Origin of the sequence: Oceanobacillus longus, assembly GCF_042650085.1 — a bacterium.
GTDB classification, from domain to species: Bacteria; Bacillota; Bacilli; order Bacillales; family Amphibacillaceae; genus Oceanobacillus; species Oceanobacillus longus.
This window is the reverse complement of record NZ_JBHSAO010000010.1, coordinates 74,881-95,129: the sequence shown is the minus strand read 5'-3', so window position 1 is coordinate 95,129 and position 20,249 is coordinate 74,881. Positions and strand designations below refer to the sequence as shown.

The window sequence follows — 20,249 nt, the reverse complement described above, 5'->3', positions numbered from 1 at the left end:
AAACAAACGTTTGATCCATAAATATAACAAAAAAAGAAGCCAATTGGCTTCTTTTAATAAGGTTCTGCGTCGTGACCTTTCTTAACTGCTTCTTCAGGTGCTTTTTCTGCATCTTTAGCTCCTAGTGGGTTTTGGCTTGTTCCATCCTTATCCATCATTTTGCTTGCATTTTCCAACCCTTCACGTAATCTGCGTCCGTATTCTTCATCAGCTGCTTCCGCAAGAGCGATCATCTTATCCTGAATACGCTGATCACATTCAGATAAATCGCCAACAAGGTTGGAAATCAACTCATCTTTTTCCCAGTCTTTAAACATGCGGTATGTTTCACCAGCTTGTTTTGTATTATTATTTCGATCAATGGATTCGCGTACAAGTTTACCTTCTACTTGTGGTGTATGATCTGAACCAGTCTGTTCTGCTTCTTTCAGCCCACCAAGTACGGAAGGTTCATAGTTCACATGTGGATTTTGACCAGGTGCTTTATCATTTTCATAACGCAATTGTCCACCTTCCTGATTCGTGGCAACACGTTTTTTAGCAGCATTAATCGGCAACTGCAAGTAGTTTGCACCTACGCGATACCGTTGCGTATCAGAATAGGAGAAGGTTCTGCCCTGGAGCATTTTATCATCGGAGAAGTCAAGACCGTCCACGAGAACTCCAGTACCAAACGAAGCCTGTTCTACTTCATTAAAATAATTTTCCGGGTTTTTATTCAATACCATTTTCCCTACAGGTAGCCATGGGAACTGGTCCTCTGGCCAGAGTTTTGTATCATCAAGTGGATCAAAATCCAATTCAGGATGCTCATCATCACTCATAATTTGTACAAATAGCTCCCACTCCGGATAATCACCTTTCTCAATCGAATCATATAAATCTTGTGTAGCATGGTTAAAGTTTTTACCTTGTATTTCTTCTGCTTCTTTCATTGTTAGATTTTTAATTCCTTGTTTTGGTTCCCAGTGATATTTAACAAGTACAGCTTCTCCCTCACTGTTTACCCATCTATACGTGTTTACTCCGGATCCTTGCATCATTCGGTAGTTTGCAGGAATTCCCCAAGGCGAGTAAATGAATGTAACCATATGAAAAGATTCTGGAGAATTGGAACAAAAATCAAAGAAACGCTCACTATCCTGAATATTTGTTACCGGATCAGGTCGGAATGCATGAATCATATCCGGAAATTTCATGGCGTCGCGAATGAAAAATATTTTAATATTGTTACCAACTAAGTCCCAGTTACCATCTTCTGTGTAAAATTTAACTGCAAAACCACGAGGATCCCTTACAGTTTCAGGGGAGTGCATGCCGTGTACTACCGTTGAAAATCTTACAAAAACAGGAGTTTGTTTTCCTTTATCTTGAAATACTTTTGCCCTTGTATATTTTGAGACCGGATCTTCACCAACTGTTCCATAAGTCTCAAAATAACCATGTGCTCCAGCTCCACGTGCATGAACAATTCGCTCAGGAACTTTTTCTCTATCAAAATGACTGATTTTTTCAATGAAATCATAGTTCTCAAGCGTAGCGGGTCCACGATTGCCGACAGTTCTTATGTTTTGGTTGTTTGTAACGGGGTGCCCCTGTCTGGTGGTTAACGTATCGTCATTTTCCACATTTCCGGATTTATTCTGTTTTGATGGATCTTTAGTCATTCGTTCTCCTCTTTTCCATTTAGATTTTCGGCTGTAGCCAAATAAAGACTCATATTAACTATAATTACCCTGGAACACTGAAAATAATCGAGTTATCCAAAAATAATCACTCGGGTAAAAACTATATTTCCATATCGAGTGATGTAAGTTTTAAGAAGTGGTTAGTAAAGGTAACTAAAAATGTTAATATAAGGAATATAGAGAAAGGAAGTTGGATCAGTGAATATGAAAGAGAAGACTATAATTCCTGCCAATGATCCATGGGAAGCATACATGGACGTGGAACAACATGGAGAGATGACCTTATCCAATATTGAATTTACGACGACATATATGTGTAATATGCGATGTGCTCATTGTGCTGTAGGTTACACATTGCAAAGTATGGACCCTGAAGCGTTGCCGATGGAGATTATTCAACGAAGACTGGATGAAATCCCCCATCTTCGCACACTAAGTATCACTGGTGGGGAGCCAATGATGAATAAAAAATCAGTAAGGGAATATGTACTTCCATTGTTGAGATATGCTCATGCTAGGGGAGTGAAAACACAAATAAATTCTAACCTGACATTACCATATAGTCGCTATGAAGAGATTATTCCATATTTGGATGTCCTGCATATTTCCCATAACTGGGGAACAGAGAATGAATTTGCAGAAACGGGATTTGCGCTGATGGAACGTAAGCCTTCTGAAGAGAACCGCAAAAAATATTTTAAGCGAATGGTGGAGAACTCCCAGCGTCTTGCTAAAGAAGGGGTAATGGTATCAGCAGAAACGATGCTTAATAAGCGTACATTTCCATATCTCGAAAAAATTCATAATCATGTTGTCGAAATGGGTTGTGCTCGACACGAGATTCACCCAATGTACCCCGTCGATTTTGCCAGTAATCTGGAAATACTAAGTCTGGATGAAATGCAAACAGGAATTCAACGTCTGTTGGATCACCGTAATGAAAATATGTGGATGTTGTTTGGTACACTTCCATTTTATGCTTGTAGTTCTTCAAAGGAAGAATTAGAGCTTTTAAAACGCTTGTATAAAGAGAGGAATGTGACCATTAGAAATGACCCGGATGGTCGCTCGCGTCTTAATGTAAATATTTTCACAGGCGAAGTAATTGTAACTGATTTTGCTGATGAGCCTTCACTTGGTAATATCCAAACAACGTCTTTACTGGATTCCTATGCAACATGGTTGAAAACAAATACCGCAAAAAGCCTCAACTGTCACTGTCCGGCAGTTAAATGTCTGGGGCCAAATGTTTTAGTAAAGAATGCATACTATCCAAATGCTGATTTTGAAAAGAGAAGTGCCAATATTAGTGTATAACTAGTGTATAACTATATTTCAGTCAGGCACATATCCAGTAAAAACAAAGGAAAAAATGTTAGTAATTAAAAGAAGAGGGGATTAACAACAGAATATAGCAACAATTTGATTAACCTTTGACATATGGACCCTTTCTTCTGATAAACTAATAGTATTACCTAAAAAATTCATTGAATTAGTATTGACAATCGTTTGAATATCTAATAGATTTTGATACAACTAGGAATGTCTAAGAAAGGGGGCTTTTTATATGCCTATAAGAATACCAGCTCAACTACCGGCAAAGGAAATTCTTGAAAAGGAAAATATATTTGTGATGGAGGAAGAACGTGCCACAATGCAGGATATTCGTCCATTAAATATATTAATCTTAAATTTGATGCCTGAAAAGGAAAAAGCGGAGGCCCAGCTGCTTCGATTTCTAGGGAATACACCCATCCAGGTAAATATATCTTTTTTAAGGATGACAACACATCATTCGAAAAATACAAGTAAGCTTCATTTAGACACTTTCTATCAGTCGTTTTCTGAGGTAAATAAAAAGAAATTCGATGGAATGATTATTACTGGTTCTCCGGTAGAACTTATTCCATTTGAAGAAGTTGATTATTGGGAAGAACTACAGGATATTATGGACTGGTCCCAAGAGAACGTAACTTCAACTTTACATATATGCTGGGGTGCACAGGCTGCATTTTACCACCATTATGGAATAAATAAATATGAATTGCCGAAAAAATGTTTTGGTATATATGAACATGAAGTATTACTACCTAATGAAAATCTTGTTCGCGGGTTTGATGACCATTTCCTTGCACCACATTCTAGATACACCGATATTGAGTATGAGCGGATAAGGAATCATCCGGAACTTCAAGTACTGGCTCATTCCGATCAAGCTGGAGTTTTTCTTGCTGGATCCAAAGATGGTAAAAATATAATGGCTACCGGTCATTTAGAATATGACGCTACAACGTTGGCGGAGGAATATCAACGGGATCATGAACGAGGTATTAAAACACAAATGCCGGAGAACTATTTCCCAGATGATGATCCGGAAAAGGCACCATTATATCGATGGAAAAGCCATTGCAGTCTGTTGTTTTCGAATTGGCTCAATTACTATGTATACCAGGCAACTCCCTATGAATGGGATTGATTTCGAAAAAGTATTAAAAAGCTGAACTTCCGCGTGTATAGGTAGTTCAGCTTTTCTTATTTTTGATTACTCTACAAGCAGGAAATTACTCCGGCAAAATGGTGATTGGTACTTCCTCAAAAGAAGCCTCTTCATAACTATCAATTAATCCTTTCGTAGCAATCGTATCTTTTGCAATAACCTTTTGTTTTAAAGTAATCTCAATTGATTCCTCAAACGGAAAGTCATTTATCACTACGGTATGATCATTTAGCCATCGAAGTTGTATTTTCTGTTTACAGAATTCATGGAGAGTGGTGCTGGTTGGAATACCTTTTTTAAAAAAAGAATGCTCATTTTGTTTTTCAGCACCTGGCTCATTCATACAAATGTATAATGAAAGGTTATCTGCAAGCTGGAGAAGACTATAATGAAATTCAAACAAACGTTTGTTGAATTTGTTTAGTGTGTCAATTATCGTTTGTTGACGCATTTCCTCATACGTAACAAATGCCTGTGCTTCAAGTGAAGTATTGTTCAATAAAAAGCGTTTATAATGCTCGCTACAAAGCATTCCAGCATAGGGATCTACTTTTTGTACTTCATCAATACCGTGTTTATATAGAATGATTTTGGGTAGGTTAGGAAAATCAAAAAAGGAAAATGGTACCTTTTCTTTATCATTCAAAAAGGGTTGCTTATCAAACTCCTTCCAACCATGATCATGTTGATAAGCAGCGTATTCAACCGACTCACGAAGTTCCATACCATGAAAATAATCCGATTTCCACTGCTTCATAATATCTCCTGAGATTTGGGCGTGGTGATCCTGCTGAATTAATACAAAATGCTGGTCATGTTCTCTGACAATCATTTAAACTCCATCCTTTCCGGTGTGGAATGTACTATCAGTATAAGCAATGTTGTCGAGCGGGCAAAATAAAAACTTCATCATCCGCAAAATTAAAACGAATGATGAAGTAATTTAAATTAGTTTATCAAAATGTAATCTTTTATTTAGAGCATAAATGATTGGAATACCGATTGCCAGCACAACAAATTCGCCAATAGCTGTAGTAAGCCATGTAAATAGGAATGGCAGTGCCAATGCTAGATTCAATTCAAATGCAATAATAAACATATTGAATGTGAAGACTATTGTATTTGCAACAAGAAGCACCCAAATATTTTTTATATATTTTGCAAGTAATATGATAATACCCAATGAGATAGCTGAATGGGCAACTCCGAAAACCAAATCATACCACCCTAATGGGGAGAATAAAAGGTTATATAAAAATACACCTAGTACAATTCCGAAGAAGTAACGTTTATCAAACACAATCAGGTGATTGAATACTTCGGAAATGCGGAATTGAATATTTGTAAACCCAAAAGGTATAATAAGTGCAGATACAGCAATATATAATGCTGCTAATAAACCATTAATTACAAGTGTTCTTACGGTCATTGTAAATCTCTCCTTAGTTTTTTTTCGTGGGATGGTTACGAACCACGTAAAGCAATGCAAGCAAGTATAATACAAAAACAAATAAAAGAAAAGCCTTTTTTATTTACTTCTTACTATTTTTAATAAGGGTCATTTGACAATAATAAAAAAAATCATTATAATACTTACATAAAGTAACTAAGTATAAACATGTAATTAAAAGTAAGTTAAACATAAAAAAGTGTAAAGGGAGATAGTTATGGAAAAGAAATTTTTCGAACAACCGACAATATACGTAGGAGAAGTTAATATAAATGTGACAGACTTAAAGAAATCCATTACTTTTTATAAAGATTTTATGGGATTTAAAGTATTGGTAGAAGAAGAATACAAAGCAGTTCTATCTGCGGATGGTAAAATACCATTATTAACATTAGAACAGCCAGAAAATGTTGCACCAAAAGAGGCAAGAACGACCGGATTATATCACTTTGCAATTCTCTTGCCAACTCGCGGAGATTTATCCGCATTCCTGAAACACATTATACAGGCTTCTGGTGGCCAAATGCGTCTAGGGGCATCCGATCACTATGTCAGTGAGGCTCTATACTTTGATGACCCGGATGGAAACGGCATAGAGATTGCTCATGACCGTGATTCTTCTGAATGGAATTGGTCTGATAATCAAGTATCCATGGCAACAGTAGCGCTAGATGGAGATGATTTACTTGCTGAAACAGAAGAGGGTTGGAAAGGGATGCCAACCGATACGGTCATTGGACATATTCATCTTCATGTTTCTGATATAGAAAAAACAAGAAGGTTCTACGTGAATGGTCTTGGGTATGACGTCGTTACGGAATTTCCAGGGGCGCTTTTCACATCACATAATGGCTATCATCACCATATAGGTTTAAACGTCTGGAATGGAGTCGGTGCGCCTACACCTACTGAAAACAGCGCAGGATTGAATTGGTTTACACTGAATTTCCCTGATGAGGATGCGCTTCATAAAACAAAGATAAATTTGGAAAAAGTAGGAGCTTCGGTGAAAGCAGAAGAAGATTATTATGTAACGGAAGATCCTTCAGGAAATACGATTCAGCTAAGACTAAATTAATAATGAAGAAGAAGCTACTGGAATTCATTTTCAGTAGCTTCTTCTTCATTATGTATAGAAATATTTCTTTTTATCATTAATCACCTTTCGACCAATAAAATAGGTATCAAACAGGTAACTGGGGTAAACTTAGCATGTCTTTACTAACCAGCTTGCTAAACTTGGTAAGAATAAGGATATTTTCGTAATGTTTAATGCTTTTTAATCATCGCAGAGTTGAGATAAAATGCGAACTAACTTTAGATTTATTTTCAGGAGAAATGCGCTCTTGCTGCCGTCCATGATCGCTCTGGGCGGATGCGCATCCTTAGGGCACGGCCTCAGCCCCGAAGAGAAAACCACTCTTCTGGTCTTCGGACACGTGCTATTCCCGCAGGAGTCACCGCCCGCCGCTCACCCGGACTGGTGAAGCTGTAGGATGATATTTTAGCTATTAGCAGGTGTAGTCATTGTCATTGTCAGCAACCTTCTAACCAGCTCGGGGAAATATACGGAGACTCCTACGGGAAGAGAGGCATCGGTGAGACACTGAAATGCGTTAGCATGAAGGGGCTCACCAGCCGCCCGTGGAAAGCGCAGTATATTTCCCCGAGCGGTCGCCGAAGTTTCTATATACTGATATGATTGAAATCAACCAGCAGTTACTTCGGAATTTATGTAAAATGCGAAGATAAAAAATAGCAAAATTCTGCGAAAGTTGAGTCACTAGTTGAGATTTATTTTCTAATTAAGGGTAAAGTAATAATATGTAATAAAATAATCTATAAAAGGAAGAACACAACATGGCTTACATTTTATTAATTTTAGGATTTGCTTTATTAATTAAGGGTGCGGATTGGTTTGTTGATGGTTCCTCCAATATTGCTGCATTGCTACGTATATCACCGATTCTTATTGGTCTTACAATTGTCGCCTTTGGTACAAGTTCTCCGGAGCTGACAGTAAGTATTTTTGCTGCATTGGATGGCAGTGCAGATGTAGCGATGGGTAATGTGGTTGGGAGTAATATATTTAATATTACATTGGTAGTTGGTTTGGCCGCATTTTTATATCCATTAAAGGTACAGAATGAAACAATTAAAAAAGAAATACCTTTTACGTTGTTATCTACCGCTGCGTTACTAATTGTTATGAGTGATGTTTTTCTTCAAGGTGAAATGAATAACTTGATTACTCGAGGTGATGGTTTCATTCTTCTCTTGTTCTTTAGTATTTTTATGATTTATGTTTTTGAAATTGCTTTTAAGGATAGGAATGCTTCAAAGGAGGAACCTTTGCCTGAAGGAGTTACATGGGGGAAAAATATTACTTTCTCGCTAGTTGGACTGGCAGCTATCATTATTGGCGGAGAATTGGTTGTATCGAATGCAACTGAAATAGCATATTCACTTGGTATGAGTGAAACATTAGTAGGTCTTACCATTGTAGCTATAGGAACTTCTCTCCCTGAACTCGTGACGTCCGTATCGGCAGCGTTGAAGAAACAAAGTGAAATTGCGCTAGGAAATATTGTTGGAAGTAATATTTTTAATATCCTTCTAGTTCTAGGTGCATCGTCCGTTATCACACCACTTGCATTTGATGGAAAAGTTTTTATTGACCTGTTCATTATGGTTGTTTTAACGATAATATTATTAATATTTTCCAGAACGAATTTCAAAATTGGAAAACGCGAGGGTCTCATACTGGCGTTGGCGTATGTCGCTTACCTTATCTATGTGATTATCAGAAATTAAAGACTCCGAAGTTCTACCCATTTAACTGGAAGAACTTCGGAGTCTTTAATTTTTATACCATGTTGTTGCTGCTTGTACTTCATCCATTGTCAGTTGATGGCCTCTGTTTTCCCAGTGGAGTTCTACATCGGAACCAGCGTTTTCTAATAACGTTTTTAGTTCTTCTGATTCCTGTGCAGGACAAATTGGATCATTCGTACCGGCTGCAATAAATATACTTTTACCTGAGAGATCGGGCAATTCGATTCCTCTTCTTGGAACCATTGGGTGATGCAAAATCGCTCCTTTTAATGCATCTTTATAATGGAATAGCAAGCTGGCGGCAATATTTGCTCCATTTGAATAGCCGACTGCAGTAATATTGTTACGGTCAAACTCATATTTTACGGATGCCACGTCCAAAAATTCATTTAATTCTTTTGTGCGGAAGATCAAATCATCTTCATCAAATACGCCTTCAGCTAATCGCTTGAAAAAGCGGGGCATTCCATTTTCAAGCACATTTCCGCGAACACTGAGAACATTTGCTTCCTTATCAATAATTTCTGCAAGTTGAAGAAGATCCTCTTCCGTCCCTCCTGTACCATGCAGTAATAATAATGTTGGTTTTGATTGGTCATTTCCTTTTTTAAAAATATGTTTCACTACTTATTCTCCTCTCTTTACTTCGGTCGTTCCATTGAAAAGATTTCTCCGATTTTTGCATAATTCGTACCAGCTAATCTGCTGACTGCACCGAGTTTAGTAGGATCAATTCTTCCATCTGTATATAATTCTTTTGCAATGTGAAAGTGAACGACTTTACCGATTATTAAATCCGTACTAACTGTATTGTCTTCGCCTAATTCAAGGGCATGGTCCAAGGTGCATTCCATTCGAATTTTTGCTTCATTTATCCCGGGAACTGTCACTGTTTCACTATCTGTAAGTGTAAGGTCAGCCAGTTTTATCTCACTTTCATCCGGTGCAAGGGTAGCAGCGGTTTTGTTAATCTCTGCTACATTATCTTCATCAACGATGTGCACTACAAATTCTTTTGCTTTCAGAATATTATGTGCTGTATCTTTTGGTTCACCATCTCTTCGCTGAATAGAGACGGCAATCGTCGGAGGGTTAGAGGAAACAATGTTAAAATAACTGAATGGAGCTCCATTAACTGTACCATCTTCTGCAACGGTGGTTACAAATGCTATTGGTCGAGGTATAATACTGCCAATTAATAGTTTGTAATTTTCCCGTTCGGTATTGTTAGTTGGGTTAAACGAAAGCATCCGATATTCCTCCTTCGATAATTGGATGATCAATCCAGATTTTTCACTTCAATTGGAATCAATGTTTGATTAAGCTGCTCGCGGTACTGCTCATATTGTGCTGGCAATTTTAATTCAGAACCCATTGTTTCAAAAGACTCATCATGAGCAAAACCTGGTGGATCAGTTGCGATCTCAAATAGTAATTTCCCATATTCTCTGAAGTAGATGGCATTGAAGTAATTTCTATCCTTAACTTGGGTTACCCCATAGCCTTTCTCACTGATATATTTTTGCCATTCAAGCTGATCTGCATCATCCTTAGCTCTCCAAGCAATATGGTGAACTGTTCCAACACCCATTTCTCCAGAACCACTTGACGCTGTTTTAATATCGATGGTATTACCGATGTCACCGTAGGAAAGAAAACGTGAAATTCCATTTTCTTCACCAATTTTTTCAAGTCCCATGACAGTTTCGAGTAGTTGCATCGTTTTCTCTGGATCTTCAGATAGTAATGTAGCACCAGCGAATCCTTTAATCGCTACGTCAGGGGTAACATCTCCAATGGACCAACTATTTTCCAGACCGTCAGCTCGTTCAACAAGCTCCAGGTGGAGTCCGTGTACATCGTCAAAAGATAGATAGTTTTCTCCGAATCGTTCGGATATGTTGTAGCCGATATTGAATTTCTCCAGTCTTTTTTTCCAGAAAGAAAGTGAGCCAGAAGGTACGGCATAAGAAGTTACCCCAACTTGTCCATCCCCGATTTTTCCTTGTTTTGCTCCTGCCCAAGGGAAAAAGGTAATAATGGAACCAGGCCGGCCACCTTCATTACCAAAATAAAGGTGATACGTCCCAGGATCATCGAAGTTAATCGTCTTTTTGACGAGGCGCAGTCCGAATACACTCGCATAAAAATCAACATTTTCTTGAGGATGTCCGACGATTGCGGTTATATGATGGATTCCCTCTGTTTTCTTCATTTTCCAGATTCCCACTTATTACCAATTTTTTTCAGTACATCAATTAATACTTGTTTGTCTTCGGTAGAAACGTCTTCAAAAATTTCTTCAATTACCTTTTGATGTTTTGGGAAAATATCATCCATTAGCTCTTTTCCCTGTTTCGTTATTTGAATGTAGACCACGCGTCGATCCTCCGAACAATCGCTTCTCTCGAGCAGCCCTTTATTTTCCAATTTATCAATAACATACGTAATGGAACCGGTATTGATCAAAACTGCTTCAGAAATCTCTCTAATTGTTTGTCTGCCTTTATGGTATAATGCTTCCAGAATCGTGAAATCGGAAGTCCGCATTCCGTGGCTACTGATATCTTTTTTAATAATTTCTTCGAGTGTTCTTGATGCTTTCATGAGTACGACAAAAGCTTTTAATGAAAAATTCTCACTCATTTTTTATCCTCCGATTCTACTTTATAGGAATATATTTATTTTGAATTAAAATAGTTTTAATTAAGTATAATGATAACGAATGTTCAGTTTGATGTCAATACATAGGGTTGGATTGGACAGTAGGAGAAATAGGGTGTTACTTCTTAACTGTTTTCCTGCCTAATCTTCAACATCTGCATTTGCTTATTGAAAAGTGTAGGATACGATAAAAATCCAAGCATAATACTCGTAACTGCTGCAGTTGTTAATAGCAGAAAGAGAATCAGCAATTGGAATTGAACTGCCTGAACAGGGTCTGCACCTGCAATGATTTGACCACTCATCATACCTGGCAACTGTACGAGACCAATTGTTTTTTGGCTCTCAATTGTCGGAATTAAGCTTGCTTTAATGGAGGTAATCAGTGATGTATGGACAGCCTGCTTTGGTGTACCACCAAGCGAGAGAATCAATTCCGTTTCATCTTGACGTGTTTCCACTTCAGAGGTAAAACGATTTAGAAACAAAATAGAAAGTACCATCGAATTACCAACGACCATTCCACTTATTGGAATGATATATTGAGCTGTTGCTGGAATGATATTGAAACCAAGTAATATACCTTGTGTAAGTATTTCTACAAAAATAAATGTACCTATCAGTTTCCAGGTGATACCCCGAATCGTCGCGCCTTTTTTCCTTGCATTTTGTGTAGCTGCGCCAATCATGAGTGTAATCATTAGTAATATAAAAATGTAGTTCTCGGATTCAAAAACGAATGTAAGAACATAGCCAACTGCAAGAAGCTGAATAATGGAACGTATTGTTGCAATGATTGTGTCTCTTTCCAGCCCCAGGTTCAATGTTTTGGATAAGACAATCGGTATCAAGACAAAAATAAGGGATAAGGCCAGTGTTAGAAAGCTCATTCAATCTCCCCCTGTACAAACCGTTTTACGCTATCGTTTTGAGGGTCACTCAGGAGAGAACTTTTTCCGGACTCCATCAACTTTCCGCTCATCATGACCCACGTATAGTTACCTATAGATAATGCCTGCTGTAGATTATGGGTAATCCAAATGATTGTTACCTCAAATTTCTTATTAATTTTCGTAATCAATTCCTCAACGTCCTGCTGGGAGACGCGATCAAGTGAAGATGTAATTTCGTCCAGCAAAAGGATTTTTGGTTTGTTTACAAGTGTTCTGGCAATCGATACCTTTTGAAGTTGACCACCAGAAAGATCTTTGACATTTCGATGTAAATTTTCGGCACCTAATCCTACATCCATTAGTAGATTTATTGCTTGTTCTTCAGGCAATTTTTCTCCTTTTAATGTTAATGGCATGGACAGGTTTTTATAGACACTTCCGCTTACCATCGTCGCACTTTGTAGCGCCAGTCCTACTGTACGCCTAAGCTCTGTTGGCTCATACTGGTTGATATCCTTGCCATCAATTATAATCTCTCCTGAGTCTGGGGGAATTAGACCATTGCACAATCTGAAGAGTGTCGTTTTTCCTGCTCCAGATGGTCCGACTAATGTAGTGATTTTTCCTTTTGGAAAGGAACCGGTTATATCGCTAATGATAGGTGTGTCTCCATCTGAATAATTTACATGATTAAATTGTACTGCTGATTCTGAGTGATTGTTACGTGTCATGGTGTCCTCCCTGGAAGAATAGTTATCGTGAACATATTTATTTTCCCTCTTGTCCTCTATAGAGTTTACCAAATTAGTCTGATTCATGTCACATATGGCTAATGGGGCCTAATTCTACATCCCGAAAGCTCTTATTATAAAAGTTACAACCTATACTGTAATTGTAATAAAAATCCTTTAATTGAAGGGATGATGTATGATGACATTTCCAACTTTAGAAGGGAAAATAGCAATTATTACAGGAGCGGCAACGGGTCTTCCTTTTTAGTGTTACTCGTATTTGATCAGTATAATAGTTTAGGTATTAGGAATTTAGTACGATTGCTGATTAACATACGGTTTAGTGAATAAAAGGAATGCAAAAAGCATGGTCCACGATGGACCATGCTTTTTACTCCCAGCAAAGGGATGCGCGGAAAATTTGTATTTCAATCTTCTAACACGACGTACTTTGACGAAATCGTCAACAAGCTTAATACTTTTTACTTAACAGATGAATCTCAAGACGGTTGCAAAGAACATTCGCAATCTCATCTTCATACTCTTCGAAATCTAACCAATTGCACTTTTACAAAAAACTTCTTACTGCTTTAACACTTCAAACGTTGAACCATTTTAGTCCCTGACGAGTATATTATCCGTCAGTAAAGCAAATTTTCCGCCAAGGCTGTGCATATCCTCATTGGAATTCACATGTAAACAAGTTGCTTTGTAAACTTTAGCAAGTTGTTTTCAAAATTCCTACCAATGGTGGTTCGCCTTGTATTATATATATACCCGTATTATGTGGAATTAAACCTTATTTTTAAATGATTTAAAAATAGTTTTGGAATAACAGGTAACTCACCTTTCAATTAAATATATTCCGAACAGTGCCTGTCACTCCCCGAATTTTGTCGAAGGTTTGGTTGGGTGGAATTATTGTCTAAAAAATCGCATTGTGCTAGACTTATTGTAATCTAATGAGAAATGAGGTTTTCCTTTTGGCATCTCTAAGACTTCGTATCCAAGGTTTGAATCGTTAATTTCATACGTTCAGGCTCTGTTGTGTTGCAGAGTAATGGGATCAGTCTGCCTTAAGAGGAAACTCTTTATATACGTGTTACGTTAGCGAAGAAGGGGAGTAATCTACCTTCTTTTTTGTTATCTGAATTAGGGTGAGTTTACAGTGCACAGACAGAGGTCTGTGTTTTTTATTAGAATAAAATGGAGGGAAATAACATGAAAAACAACGCAATATTAGTTGGGGTGAATACATCTCAGAATGAAGAGGAATTCTCTTATTCCATGGAAGAGTTAGAGAACTTGGCAGATGCCTGTGGTATACAGGCAGTAGAAAAACTGACGCAGAACCTGGAACGGATTCATCAAGGGCATTATCTAGGTAAAGGGAAATTGGAAGAATTAAAAGAAATGATTGATAAGGAAGAAGCAGACGTAATCATTTTTGATGATGAGCTTTCACCTTCACAAATCAGAAATATTGAGAAAGCAACCGATTGTGAAGTCGTTGACCGTACGATGCTCATCCTTGAGATTTTTGCAAGACGCGCAAAAACAAGAGAATCGAAACTTCAAGTTGAAGTCGCCAGGCTAAGATATATGCTGCCGAGGTTAATTGGAAGCCGTGAATCACTAGGACGTCAAGGTGGTGGTTCAGGACTGTCAAATAGGGGGTCTGGTGAAACGAAGCTGGAAACAGACCGAAGAAAAATTGAAGAACAGATTACCAAATTAAATAGAGAACTAAACAGCCTTGTTAATCAACGGGAAACGCAGCGGAAACAACGTGAAAAAAGTAATATGCCGGTTGTTTCGTTAGTCGGTTATACGAATGCTGGGAAATCAACGATGATGAATGCGGTGTTGGATTACTATAATTCGGGAATAGATAAACAAGTATTTGAAAAAGATATGCTTTTTGCTACCCTGGAAACTTCTGTGAGAAAAGTAGAGCTCGATACAAATCAAACATTTCTTTTGACAGATACCGTGGGATTTATTAATAAATTACCGCATCATCTTGTGAAGGCTTTCCGTTCAACATTGGAAGAAGTTCTTGGAGCGGATCTTTTAATTCAAGTATTAGATGTGTCCAATCCTCATCATGCCGAGCATCAAAGGCTGACAAATAATATTTTGGATGATATTGGTATAGATGGAATACCGGTAATTTATGCGTATAATAAAGCGGATGCTTCATTAGTGGAGTACCCAGTTGTAGAGGATAATCGAATCTATTTGTCAGCTAAAAATAGAGAAGGTTTGAAGGAATTAACAGAGATGATTAAAGAAGTAGTCTTTTCATCTTATATTACTTGTGAGCTGCTTATCCCATATACGGGAGGAAAGATTGTCGCCTATTTTAATGAGCATGCGAATATTCTTGAAGAATCCTATGATGAACAAGGTACGAGATTGGTAGTGGAATGTAAAACAGCAGATGCTAATAAATACGAAAAGTATGTAATAAAATAAGAAGGAAGTGATCTACTTGTCATTATCCAACGAACAAGTTATTGAAAAAGCAAGGAATCACGGTTTGAGTATAGATCTGGAATCTTTACAGTACAATGAATCAGGTCTTGATTTTCAAGTGGTTTTTGCTACGGATTCTGTAGGAGAGCATTGGGTACTGCGTTTTCCTAGACGGGAAGATGTTGTTCCCTCAGCCAGGAAGGAAAAAAGGATATTAGAGTTGGTAGGACCGAAAATTTCTGTTCAAGCACCGAAATGGAATATTTTCTCAGATGAATTAATCGCCTATAAGCTCTTAACCGGAATACCTGCGGGAACAATTGACCCGGAAAAGAAAGCATATGTATGGGAAATTGATGAAAAAAACGTTCCAGATGCTTATCATACAACGCTCGGTGCTGCAATGGCTGATCTGCATCAAATCAATCATATGGAGGCAATGGCTGCTGAGTTAAGTATTCAGACGCCAGACGAAATAAAACGCTCCATGATTGTGAGGATGGAGAAAGTAAAAGATGAATTTGGTGTAAGTGATGAATTATGGGAAAGATGGCAAAAATGGGTTACGAATGATAATCTTTGGCCAAAACAGACGGCATTGATTCATGGAGATTTGCACCCTGGTCACATACTAATTGATGAGGAAGCACGGGTAACTGGATTGATTGATTGGACAGAGACAAAAGTGGATGACCCTGCAAATGACTTTGTATCTCATTACATGGCATTTGGTGAGGATGCACTAGAAAAATTGATTGAATCCTATAGGAAATCAGGCGGCTATGTATGGTCTAATATGTATGAACATATTATAGAACTCTCTGCTGCCTACCCTGTAGCCATTGCAGAATTTGCGATGAAATCTGGAATGGATGATATGAAATTAATGGCGAAACAGACATTGGGTTTGCTTGATAAAGAATAAAGAAATACCCATTAGCAGTTCATTACTGCTGGTGGGTATTTCTTTATATTTCTTTCAACGTAGATCAATCAGAGAGCAACTGATTTAGTGTGCTATTGAAAAGTGTCCTGAATTTTTCTTTATCTTCAGTTGTAAAGGGTTTTGGGCCTTTTGTTCGCTTTCCGCTCTTCCGTGCCATTGCAGACAAATATCGTGTTTGCAAGAGCTGGTCAATATTTTCATTTGTATATGTAAATCCTTTATGGTGGAGCACCGTGCACCCTTTTGCTAAACCTAATGATGCCAAACCGTAGTCCTGTGTGACGATCACATCATTCCTTCTTGCTAGTTTCATGATCCGGTAATCAGCTGCTTCAGCTCCAGTATCCACATAAATGGTTTTCACACCATCAGGGTCATCCGCAGTAGAGAAGTGGGATAGACTTGTTACCATTATAACAGAAATATCCTTCGCCTTAGCCTCCTTAATAATAACCTCTTTAACAGGACAAGCATCTGCATCAACATATATTTTCATTGTAATCTCTCCCGGTAGTTCAATTGATAGTGATATTAATGTCTGTCATACGTTTTGTCAATAAAAAATTCATTACGGATGCCAAAAAGGATTAAAACGGTTTTCAAATTGCGCATTATTGATTATGATAATCGATAGCGTGCTTTTATTTAGAAAGAATGGGTGATTACATGGAATACAAAATTGATAAGATGTTAGATGCGGATTGGGAACAGGTGCGAAATATATTCATACAAGGGATTGAAACGAAGAATGCTACCTTTGAAACAGAGGCTCCGTCCTGGGAAGAATGGAATCAGGGACATATCCAGGAGTGCAGGCTGGTAGTAAGAGATGGTGAAAAAGTACTTGGGTGGGCAGCGTTAAGCCCTATTTCAAGCAGGCGTGCATTTACCGGTATTGCTGAACTAAGTATATATTTCAGCTTAGATAGCGTTGGGAAAGGTATTGGCACAAAGTTGATTCAAACCGTAATCGAATCAAGCGAAGCGGCAGGATTTTGGACGTTGCAATCAGGAATTTTCCCTGAAAATATATCAAGTATAAGATTACATGAAAAAGCCGGATTCCGCATGATCGGTATACGTGAGCGTATGGGGAAATTAGATGACGTTTGGCGGGATGTAGCAATGATGGAGCGAAGAAGTGAGATTGTCGGGATAGATGAAACGATGAAGTAAAATTTAAAGAAACGCTGAAAATAACATTACCAATTTTATTACGCATAAAAAAAGATGTCTGACTTAGACATCTTTTTTTATATTAACCTATTGTATTTTTCAAATAATAGCAGTATACTACATTACACGAGTAATGCACTAACTCGCGTGAAGGGAGTTGCAGACTTGATTCTTAATTCCAATGGGTCAAAACCAATATATATACAAATTGCAGAATGGATCGAAACAGAAATATTAAATGAAAACCTTAAAGAAGATGAAAAAGTTTATTCCCAATATAAGCTTGCAGAGATATTTACGATTAATCCTGCAACAGCTGCAAAGGGATTAAATATACTTTCTGATGAAAAAATTCTTTATAGCAAACGAGGACTTGGGAAGTTTGTAACCAAAGATGCAAAAGCAATCATTATGGATAAACGGAAAAATCAGACACTAAAGGGTTTGCTAAAGGAAGTGGCATTGGAGGCAGAAAGGTTAACCGTTGGGGAAGAAGAGTTAATTAAAATGCTTCAGGCTATTCAGAACGAACGCAAGGGGGATGCGGAATGAACGTTATTGCATGTGAGGGGTTATCAAAAAAACGAGGGCGACTTAAAGCTTTACATGATTTGTCCTTTTCGATTAAGGAAAATACGATTACCGGCTTAATCGGTAGAAATGGGGCAGGCAAGACTACGCTTTTAAAGATACTTGCTGGTTATTGGAATGAAACATCTGGTGAGGTTAGCGTATTTAAAGAAAAACCATTTAATAATTTAATAGTCTCGGCAAATGTCATCTATGTGGATGATCAAATGGATTTTTTCGCGAGGCTGACATTAAAAGATATTTTAATTGAAGCAGAAAGATTTTATGAAAACTGGGATAAAAAGTTAGCAATGCGTCTCTTTGATTATTTTTCCTTTCATCCAAACTACTTTCATACACAGTTATCCAAAGGGAAAAAGAGCACATTCAACATGATTATCGGCTTGGCATCACGTTGTGCAATTACAATGTTTGATGAACCGACTACTGGAATGGATGCTGCAGTCAGGAAGGATTTTTACAGGGCACTGCTGAAAGACTATCTTGCACATCCAAGAACAATCATTATTTCTAGTCATCACTTAGAAGAGATTGAGGATTTACTTGAAGATGTGCTGCTAATTGATCAAGGTAAAAAATATTTTCACCTTTCCATGGATGAATTGAAAGAATATGCAATTGGTTTGACGGGAAGAACGGAAATAGTCATGCAGTGGGCAGCAAATAAAGAGGTAATCCACACAAGAACAGTAGGGGTAGACACAACTTATTGTGTCATAAAAAATGATTTCTTCCAGCTAGATAAGGCGAAACAATTAGGTATGACTCTTTCACCCGTTTCTGCTAGTGATTTATGCGTGTATCTGACCAATAAATCGAAAGGGGGAATAGATGATGTCTTTAAATAGGATGGGTTTAGCTACGGTAGTGAAAAGGCAGTATCAGTATAAAATGAAAGCCTACGTTGGAGTTTTCAGTTCACTGATAGTGTTACAATGCTTGGCGATGCTCTTTTCATTAACCGGATCGGGATCCAGTGGTTATAGCTCGACGGGTTTTAGTATTGATATCACTATATATTCTGGGATTAATATCGTTATTTTTACGTTTCTTTGGGCATTTATTCATAGCATTATTATGACGACAAAAGCGGATTTGCAAAATGGATTTACTTTTGTTTCCAATCGTTTAAGCAATAACCTGTCAAATGCAGCATTTTTATTAACAGCAAGTATTATTGGTGGAATTACTACCATATTATCCGGGTTTTTGCTGCGTGTGATTGTATACTTCTTTATCGATACAGAGCACCTTCATGGAGAGGGATTTATCTATCAACCGATAGAAGTTATTTCGGGGATGGCAGCTATGGTATTCTATTTAATCCTTGCTTGCTCTGTTGGGTATTTACTTGGGACCATCACACAGTTACATCGAATGCTTCCTGTCATATTGCCAATTGCTATAATAGGTTTTTTAATCGTTACACAAGAGCAGTCAGGCTATATTTTTAAAATAGCAGAATTCTATTTCCAGGAAACTAGTTTTTTACTTTTTGTATTAAAAGTAATGATGACCTCGATTCTTTGCTTTGTAGGATCAATCTTGCTTTCAAATAGATTGGAGGTTAGGAAATGAATATGTTCATGCCTTTCATCATTTTATTGATTATTGCAACAGTTATTATTTACTCACTAAGATGGTTGAATAGACAAAGGTTTGCCAAAAAGGGCTATTGGCTGCTGGGAGGATACGTATTACTTTTATTGCTTTCCGTTGGAGTTTACTATTTAATTCCTGTTCCTCAGGAGGATTCAGAAGGGGAGCCGGAAGATATTCATACAGCAAAGTTACAAGGGGTAATCTATGATGGGATACCAATTGAATCGATTCGGCAATATTTGGATAAGGAGTGGGAATTTCCATCTAATCAGGAATCTATTCATATAGGTTATCAAGGGAACATAGATCATAGTATTCAAATTGCTGTAGAAAGGTCAGGAAATACAGATAGTATAGAAGCAAGCTTTTACCAAACACCGGTATATATAATGAATACAAAAATTACGGAATCTCTTCAACCTGTAAATGTAGAATTTTTTTCTGGAAATCTAATGGTGGAAACTCCTGAAAGTATGTATCTTGAGTTTTCCACTTATGCAAAAGAATTTCCTGTGAAACAGTTCACTGGCCAACTGAAAGATGACTGGTGGGACGATGTTGAAATAAGTGAACAGTTATTGTATCTGAAAGTTCCTGAAAACATAGAAATCAGTAGTGACTCGGATGTTTGGATAGAATATGTAAAGTGATTGGGGGAGCGTTCGAGACAATGAGCATTTAATATATTATGTTATACT

Annotated in this window: 21 protein-coding genes and 1 riboswitch; of the genes, 11 read left to right on the top strand and 10 right to left on the bottom strand. The window is 37.6% G+C overall.

Annotated elements, in window-relative coordinates:
* Window positions 1-53: 53 nt before the first annotated feature.
* Window positions 54-1,667 (bottom strand): catalase, encoded by a 1,614-nt coding sequence (locus ACFOUV_RS13770; protein WP_379497365.1) that lies wholly within the window; start codon window positions 1,665-1,667, stop codon window positions 54-56.
* A gap of 225 nt (window positions 1,668-1,892) precedes the next feature.
* On the opposite strand from ACFOUV_RS13770, the gene yfkAB reads away from it, so the two are divergent.
* Window positions 1,893-3,005, top strand: coding sequence for a radical SAM/CxCxxxxC motif protein YfkAB (yfkAB, locus tag ACFOUV_RS13765; protein ID WP_379497364.1), 1,113 nt, complete (start codon window positions 1,893-1,895; stop codon window positions 3,003-3,005).
* Between the two features lie 250 nt (window positions 3,006-3,255).
* Window positions 3,256-4,164 (top strand): homoserine O-acetyltransferase MetA, encoded by a 909-nt coding sequence (gene metA / locus ACFOUV_RS13760; RefSeq protein ID WP_379497363.1) that lies wholly within the window; start codon window positions 3,256-3,258, stop codon window positions 4,162-4,164.
* 85 nt (window positions 4,165-4,249) lie between these two features.
* Here metA and ACFOUV_RS13755 read toward each other — a convergent pair whose 3' ends face one another.
* Window positions 4,250-5,017: a DUF3891 family protein gene (locus ACFOUV_RS13755; RefSeq protein WP_379497362.1), complete on the bottom strand. Its 768-nt coding sequence runs from the start codon at window positions 5,015-5,017 to the stop codon at window positions 4,250-4,252.
* A gap of 111 nt (window positions 5,018-5,128) precedes the next feature.
* Entirely contained in the window at window positions 5,129-5,614 is a 486-nt protein-coding gene (locus ACFOUV_RS13750; protein WP_379497361.1) for a QueT transporter family protein, read from the bottom strand.
* A 7-nt stretch (window positions 5,615-5,621) separates the two neighbouring features.
* A riboswitch (PreQ1 riboswitch) is annotated at window positions 5,622-5,666 on the bottom strand.
* Between the two features lie 186 nt (window positions 5,667-5,852).
* Here ACFOUV_RS13750 and ACFOUV_RS13745 point away from each other — a divergent pair.
* Together ACFOUV_RS13745 and ACFOUV_RS13740 are read left to right on the top strand one after the other, a co-directional pair.
* Complete coding sequence (locus ACFOUV_RS13745) at window positions 5,853-6,713, top strand: VOC family protein (RefSeq protein ID WP_379497360.1); 861 nt, start codon at window positions 5,853-5,855, stop codon at window positions 6,711-6,713.
* 782 nt (window positions 6,714-7,495) lie between these two features.
* Window positions 7,496-8,449, top strand: a complete 954-nt coding sequence (locus ACFOUV_RS13740; RefSeq protein WP_379497359.1) for a calcium/sodium antiporter — start codon at window positions 7,496-7,498, stop codon at window positions 8,447-8,449.
* 45 nt (window positions 8,450-8,494) lie between these two features.
* Here ACFOUV_RS13740 and ACFOUV_RS13735 read toward each other — a convergent pair whose 3' ends face one another.
* From ACFOUV_RS13735 to ACFOUV_RS13710, 6 genes are all read right to left on the bottom strand, one after another.
* A complete protein-coding gene (locus tag ACFOUV_RS13735; RefSeq protein WP_379497358.1) occupies window positions 8,495-9,094 on the bottom strand; it encodes an alpha/beta hydrolase in 600 nt (199 codons plus the stop codon).
* 17 nt (window positions 9,095-9,111) lie between these two features.
* Entirely contained in the window at window positions 9,112-9,720 is a 609-nt protein-coding gene (locus tag ACFOUV_RS13730; RefSeq protein WP_379497357.1) for a flavin reductase family protein, read from the bottom strand.
* A 29-nt stretch (window positions 9,721-9,749) separates the two neighbouring features.
* Window positions 9,750-10,685, bottom strand: a complete 936-nt coding sequence (locus ACFOUV_RS13725; protein ID WP_379497356.1) for a ring-cleaving dioxygenase — start codon at window positions 10,683-10,685, stop codon at window positions 9,750-9,752.
* Window positions 10,682-11,116, bottom strand: coding sequence for a MarR family winged helix-turn-helix transcriptional regulator (locus tag ACFOUV_RS13720; RefSeq protein ID WP_379497355.1), 435 nt, complete (start codon window positions 11,114-11,116; stop codon window positions 10,682-10,684). Before ACFOUV_RS13720 ends, ACFOUV_RS13725 begins: the two co-directional genes overlap by 4 nt.
* A 143-nt stretch (window positions 11,117-11,259) precedes the next feature.
* Window positions 11,260-12,024 carry an ABC transporter permease gene (locus ACFOUV_RS13715; protein WP_379497354.1) on the bottom strand — a complete coding sequence of 255 codons (765 nt, stop codon included), beginning with the start codon at window positions 12,022-12,024 and terminating at the stop codon, window positions 11,260-11,262.
* On the bottom strand, window positions 12,021-12,758 hold the full coding sequence (locus ACFOUV_RS13710; protein WP_379497353.1) for an ABC transporter ATP-binding protein: 738 nt from the start codon (window positions 12,756-12,758) through the stop codon (window positions 12,021-12,023). Before ACFOUV_RS13710 ends, ACFOUV_RS13715 begins: the two co-directional genes overlap by 4 nt.
* 1,221 nt (window positions 12,759-13,979) lie before the next feature.
* On the opposite strand from ACFOUV_RS13710, the gene hflX reads away from it, so the two are divergent.
* Entirely contained in the window at window positions 13,980-15,236 is a 1,257-nt protein-coding gene (gene hflX, locus ACFOUV_RS13705; protein ID WP_379497352.1) for a GTPase HflX, read from the top strand.
* A gap of 16 nt (window positions 15,237-15,252) precedes the next feature.
* On the top strand, window positions 15,253-16,161 hold the full coding sequence (locus ACFOUV_RS13700; RefSeq protein ID WP_379497351.1) for a macrolide 2'-phosphotransferase: 909 nt from the start codon (window positions 15,253-15,255) through the stop codon (window positions 16,159-16,161).
* A 64-nt stretch (window positions 16,162-16,225) separates the two neighbouring features.
* Here the strand turns inward: ACFOUV_RS13700 and ACFOUV_RS13695 are convergent, their stop codons facing one another.
* A complete protein-coding gene (locus ACFOUV_RS13695; protein WP_379497350.1) occupies window positions 16,226-16,678 on the bottom strand; it encodes a YaiI/YqxD family protein in 453 nt (150 codons plus the stop codon).
* A 170-nt stretch (window positions 16,679-16,848) separates the two neighbouring features.
* On the opposite strand from ACFOUV_RS13695, the gene ACFOUV_RS13690 reads away from it, so the two are divergent.
* The 5 genes from ACFOUV_RS13690 (at window position 16,849) to ACFOUV_RS13670 (ending at window position 20,201) form a co-directional block, all read left to right on the top strand.
* Window positions 16,849-17,358, top strand: coding sequence for a GNAT family N-acetyltransferase (locus ACFOUV_RS13690; protein WP_379497349.1), 510 nt, complete (start codon window positions 16,849-16,851; stop codon window positions 17,356-17,358).
* A gap of 165 nt (window positions 17,359-17,523) precedes the next feature.
* A complete protein-coding gene (locus ACFOUV_RS13685; protein WP_379497348.1) occupies window positions 17,524-17,910 on the top strand; it encodes a GntR family transcriptional regulator in 387 nt (128 codons plus the stop codon).
* Window positions 17,907-18,797 carry an ATP-binding cassette domain-containing protein gene (locus tag ACFOUV_RS13680; protein ID WP_379497347.1) on the top strand — a complete coding sequence of 297 codons (891 nt, stop codon included), beginning with the start codon at window positions 17,907-17,909 and terminating at the stop codon, window positions 18,795-18,797. Before ACFOUV_RS13685 ends, ACFOUV_RS13680 begins: the two co-directional genes overlap by 4 nt.
* Window positions 18,781-19,527: a hypothetical protein gene (locus tag ACFOUV_RS13675; protein ID WP_379497346.1), complete on the top strand. Its 747-nt coding sequence runs from the start codon at window positions 18,781-18,783 to the stop codon at window positions 19,525-19,527. The genes ACFOUV_RS13680 and ACFOUV_RS13675 overlap by 17 nt, the downstream gene beginning before the upstream one ends.
* Window positions 19,524-20,201 carry a hypothetical protein gene (locus ACFOUV_RS13670; RefSeq protein WP_379497345.1) on the top strand — a complete coding sequence of 226 codons (678 nt, stop codon included), beginning with the start codon at window positions 19,524-19,526 and terminating at the stop codon, window positions 20,199-20,201. The genes ACFOUV_RS13675 and ACFOUV_RS13670 overlap by 4 nt, the downstream gene beginning before the upstream one ends.
* Window positions 20,202-20,249: the final 48 nt, after the last annotated feature.

Bases quoted from the DNA above. Each gene is read 5' to 3' on its own strand.
- ACFOUV_RS13725 (WP_379497356.1), bottom strand. From the start codon at position 10,685: ATGAAGAAAACAGAGGGAATCCATCATATAACCGCAATCGTCGGACAT.
- ACFOUV_RS13720 (WP_379497355.1), bottom strand. From the start codon at position 11,116: ATGAGTGAGAATTTTTCATTAAAAGCTTTTGTCGTACTCATGAAAGCA.
- ACFOUV_RS13710 (WP_379497353.1), bottom strand. From the start codon at position 12,758: ATGACACGTAACAATCACTCAGAATCAGCAGTACAATTTAATCATGTA.
- ACFOUV_RS13770 (WP_379497365.1), bottom strand. From the start codon at position 1,667: ATGACTAAAGATCCATCAAAACAGAATAAATCCGGAAATGTGGAAAAT.
- yfkAB (WP_379497364.1), top strand. From the start codon at position 1,893: ATGAAAGAGAAGACTATAATTCCTGCCAATGATCCATGGGAAGCATAC.
- metA (WP_379497363.1), top strand. From the start codon at position 3,256: ATGCCTATAAGAATACCAGCTCAACTACCGGCAAAGGAAATTCTTGAA.
- ACFOUV_RS13745 (WP_379497360.1), top strand. From the start codon at position 5,853: ATGGAAAAGAAATTTTTCGAACAACCGACAATATACGTAGGAGAAGTT.
- ACFOUV_RS13730 (WP_379497357.1), bottom strand. From the start codon at position 9,720: ATGCTTTCGTTTAACCCAACTAACAATACCGAACGGGAAAATTACAAA.
- hflX (WP_379497352.1), top strand. From the start codon at position 13,980: ATGAAAAACAACGCAATATTAGTTGGGGTGAATACATCTCAGAATGAA.
- ACFOUV_RS13740 (WP_379497359.1), top strand. From the start codon at position 7,496: ATGGCTTACATTTTATTAATTTTAGGATTTGCTTTATTAATTAAGGGT.
- ACFOUV_RS13670 (WP_379497345.1), top strand. From the start codon at position 19,524: ATGAATATGTTCATGCCTTTCATCATTTTATTGATTATTGCAACAGTT.
- ACFOUV_RS13680 (WP_379497347.1), top strand. From the start codon at position 17,907: ATGAACGTTATTGCATGTGAGGGGTTATCAAAAAAACGAGGGCGACTT.
- ACFOUV_RS13690 (WP_379497349.1), top strand. From the start codon at position 16,849: ATGGAATACAAAATTGATAAGATGTTAGATGCGGATTGGGAACAGGTG.
- ACFOUV_RS13675 (WP_379497346.1), top strand. From the start codon at position 18,781: ATGATGTCTTTAAATAGGATGGGTTTAGCTACGGTAGTGAAAAGGCAG.
- ACFOUV_RS13715 (WP_379497354.1), bottom strand. From the start codon at position 12,024: ATGAGCTTTCTAACACTGGCCTTATCCCTTATTTTTGTCTTGATACCG.
- ACFOUV_RS13695 (WP_379497350.1), bottom strand. From the start codon at position 16,678: ATGAAAATATATGTTGATGCAGATGCTTGTCCTGTTAAAGAGGTTATT.
- ACFOUV_RS13755 (WP_379497362.1), bottom strand. From the start codon at position 5,017: ATGATTGTCAGAGAACATGACCAGCATTTTGTATTAATTCAGCAGGAT.
- ACFOUV_RS13750 (WP_379497361.1), bottom strand. From the start codon at position 5,614: ATGACCGTAAGAACACTTGTAATTAATGGTTTATTAGCAGCATTATAT.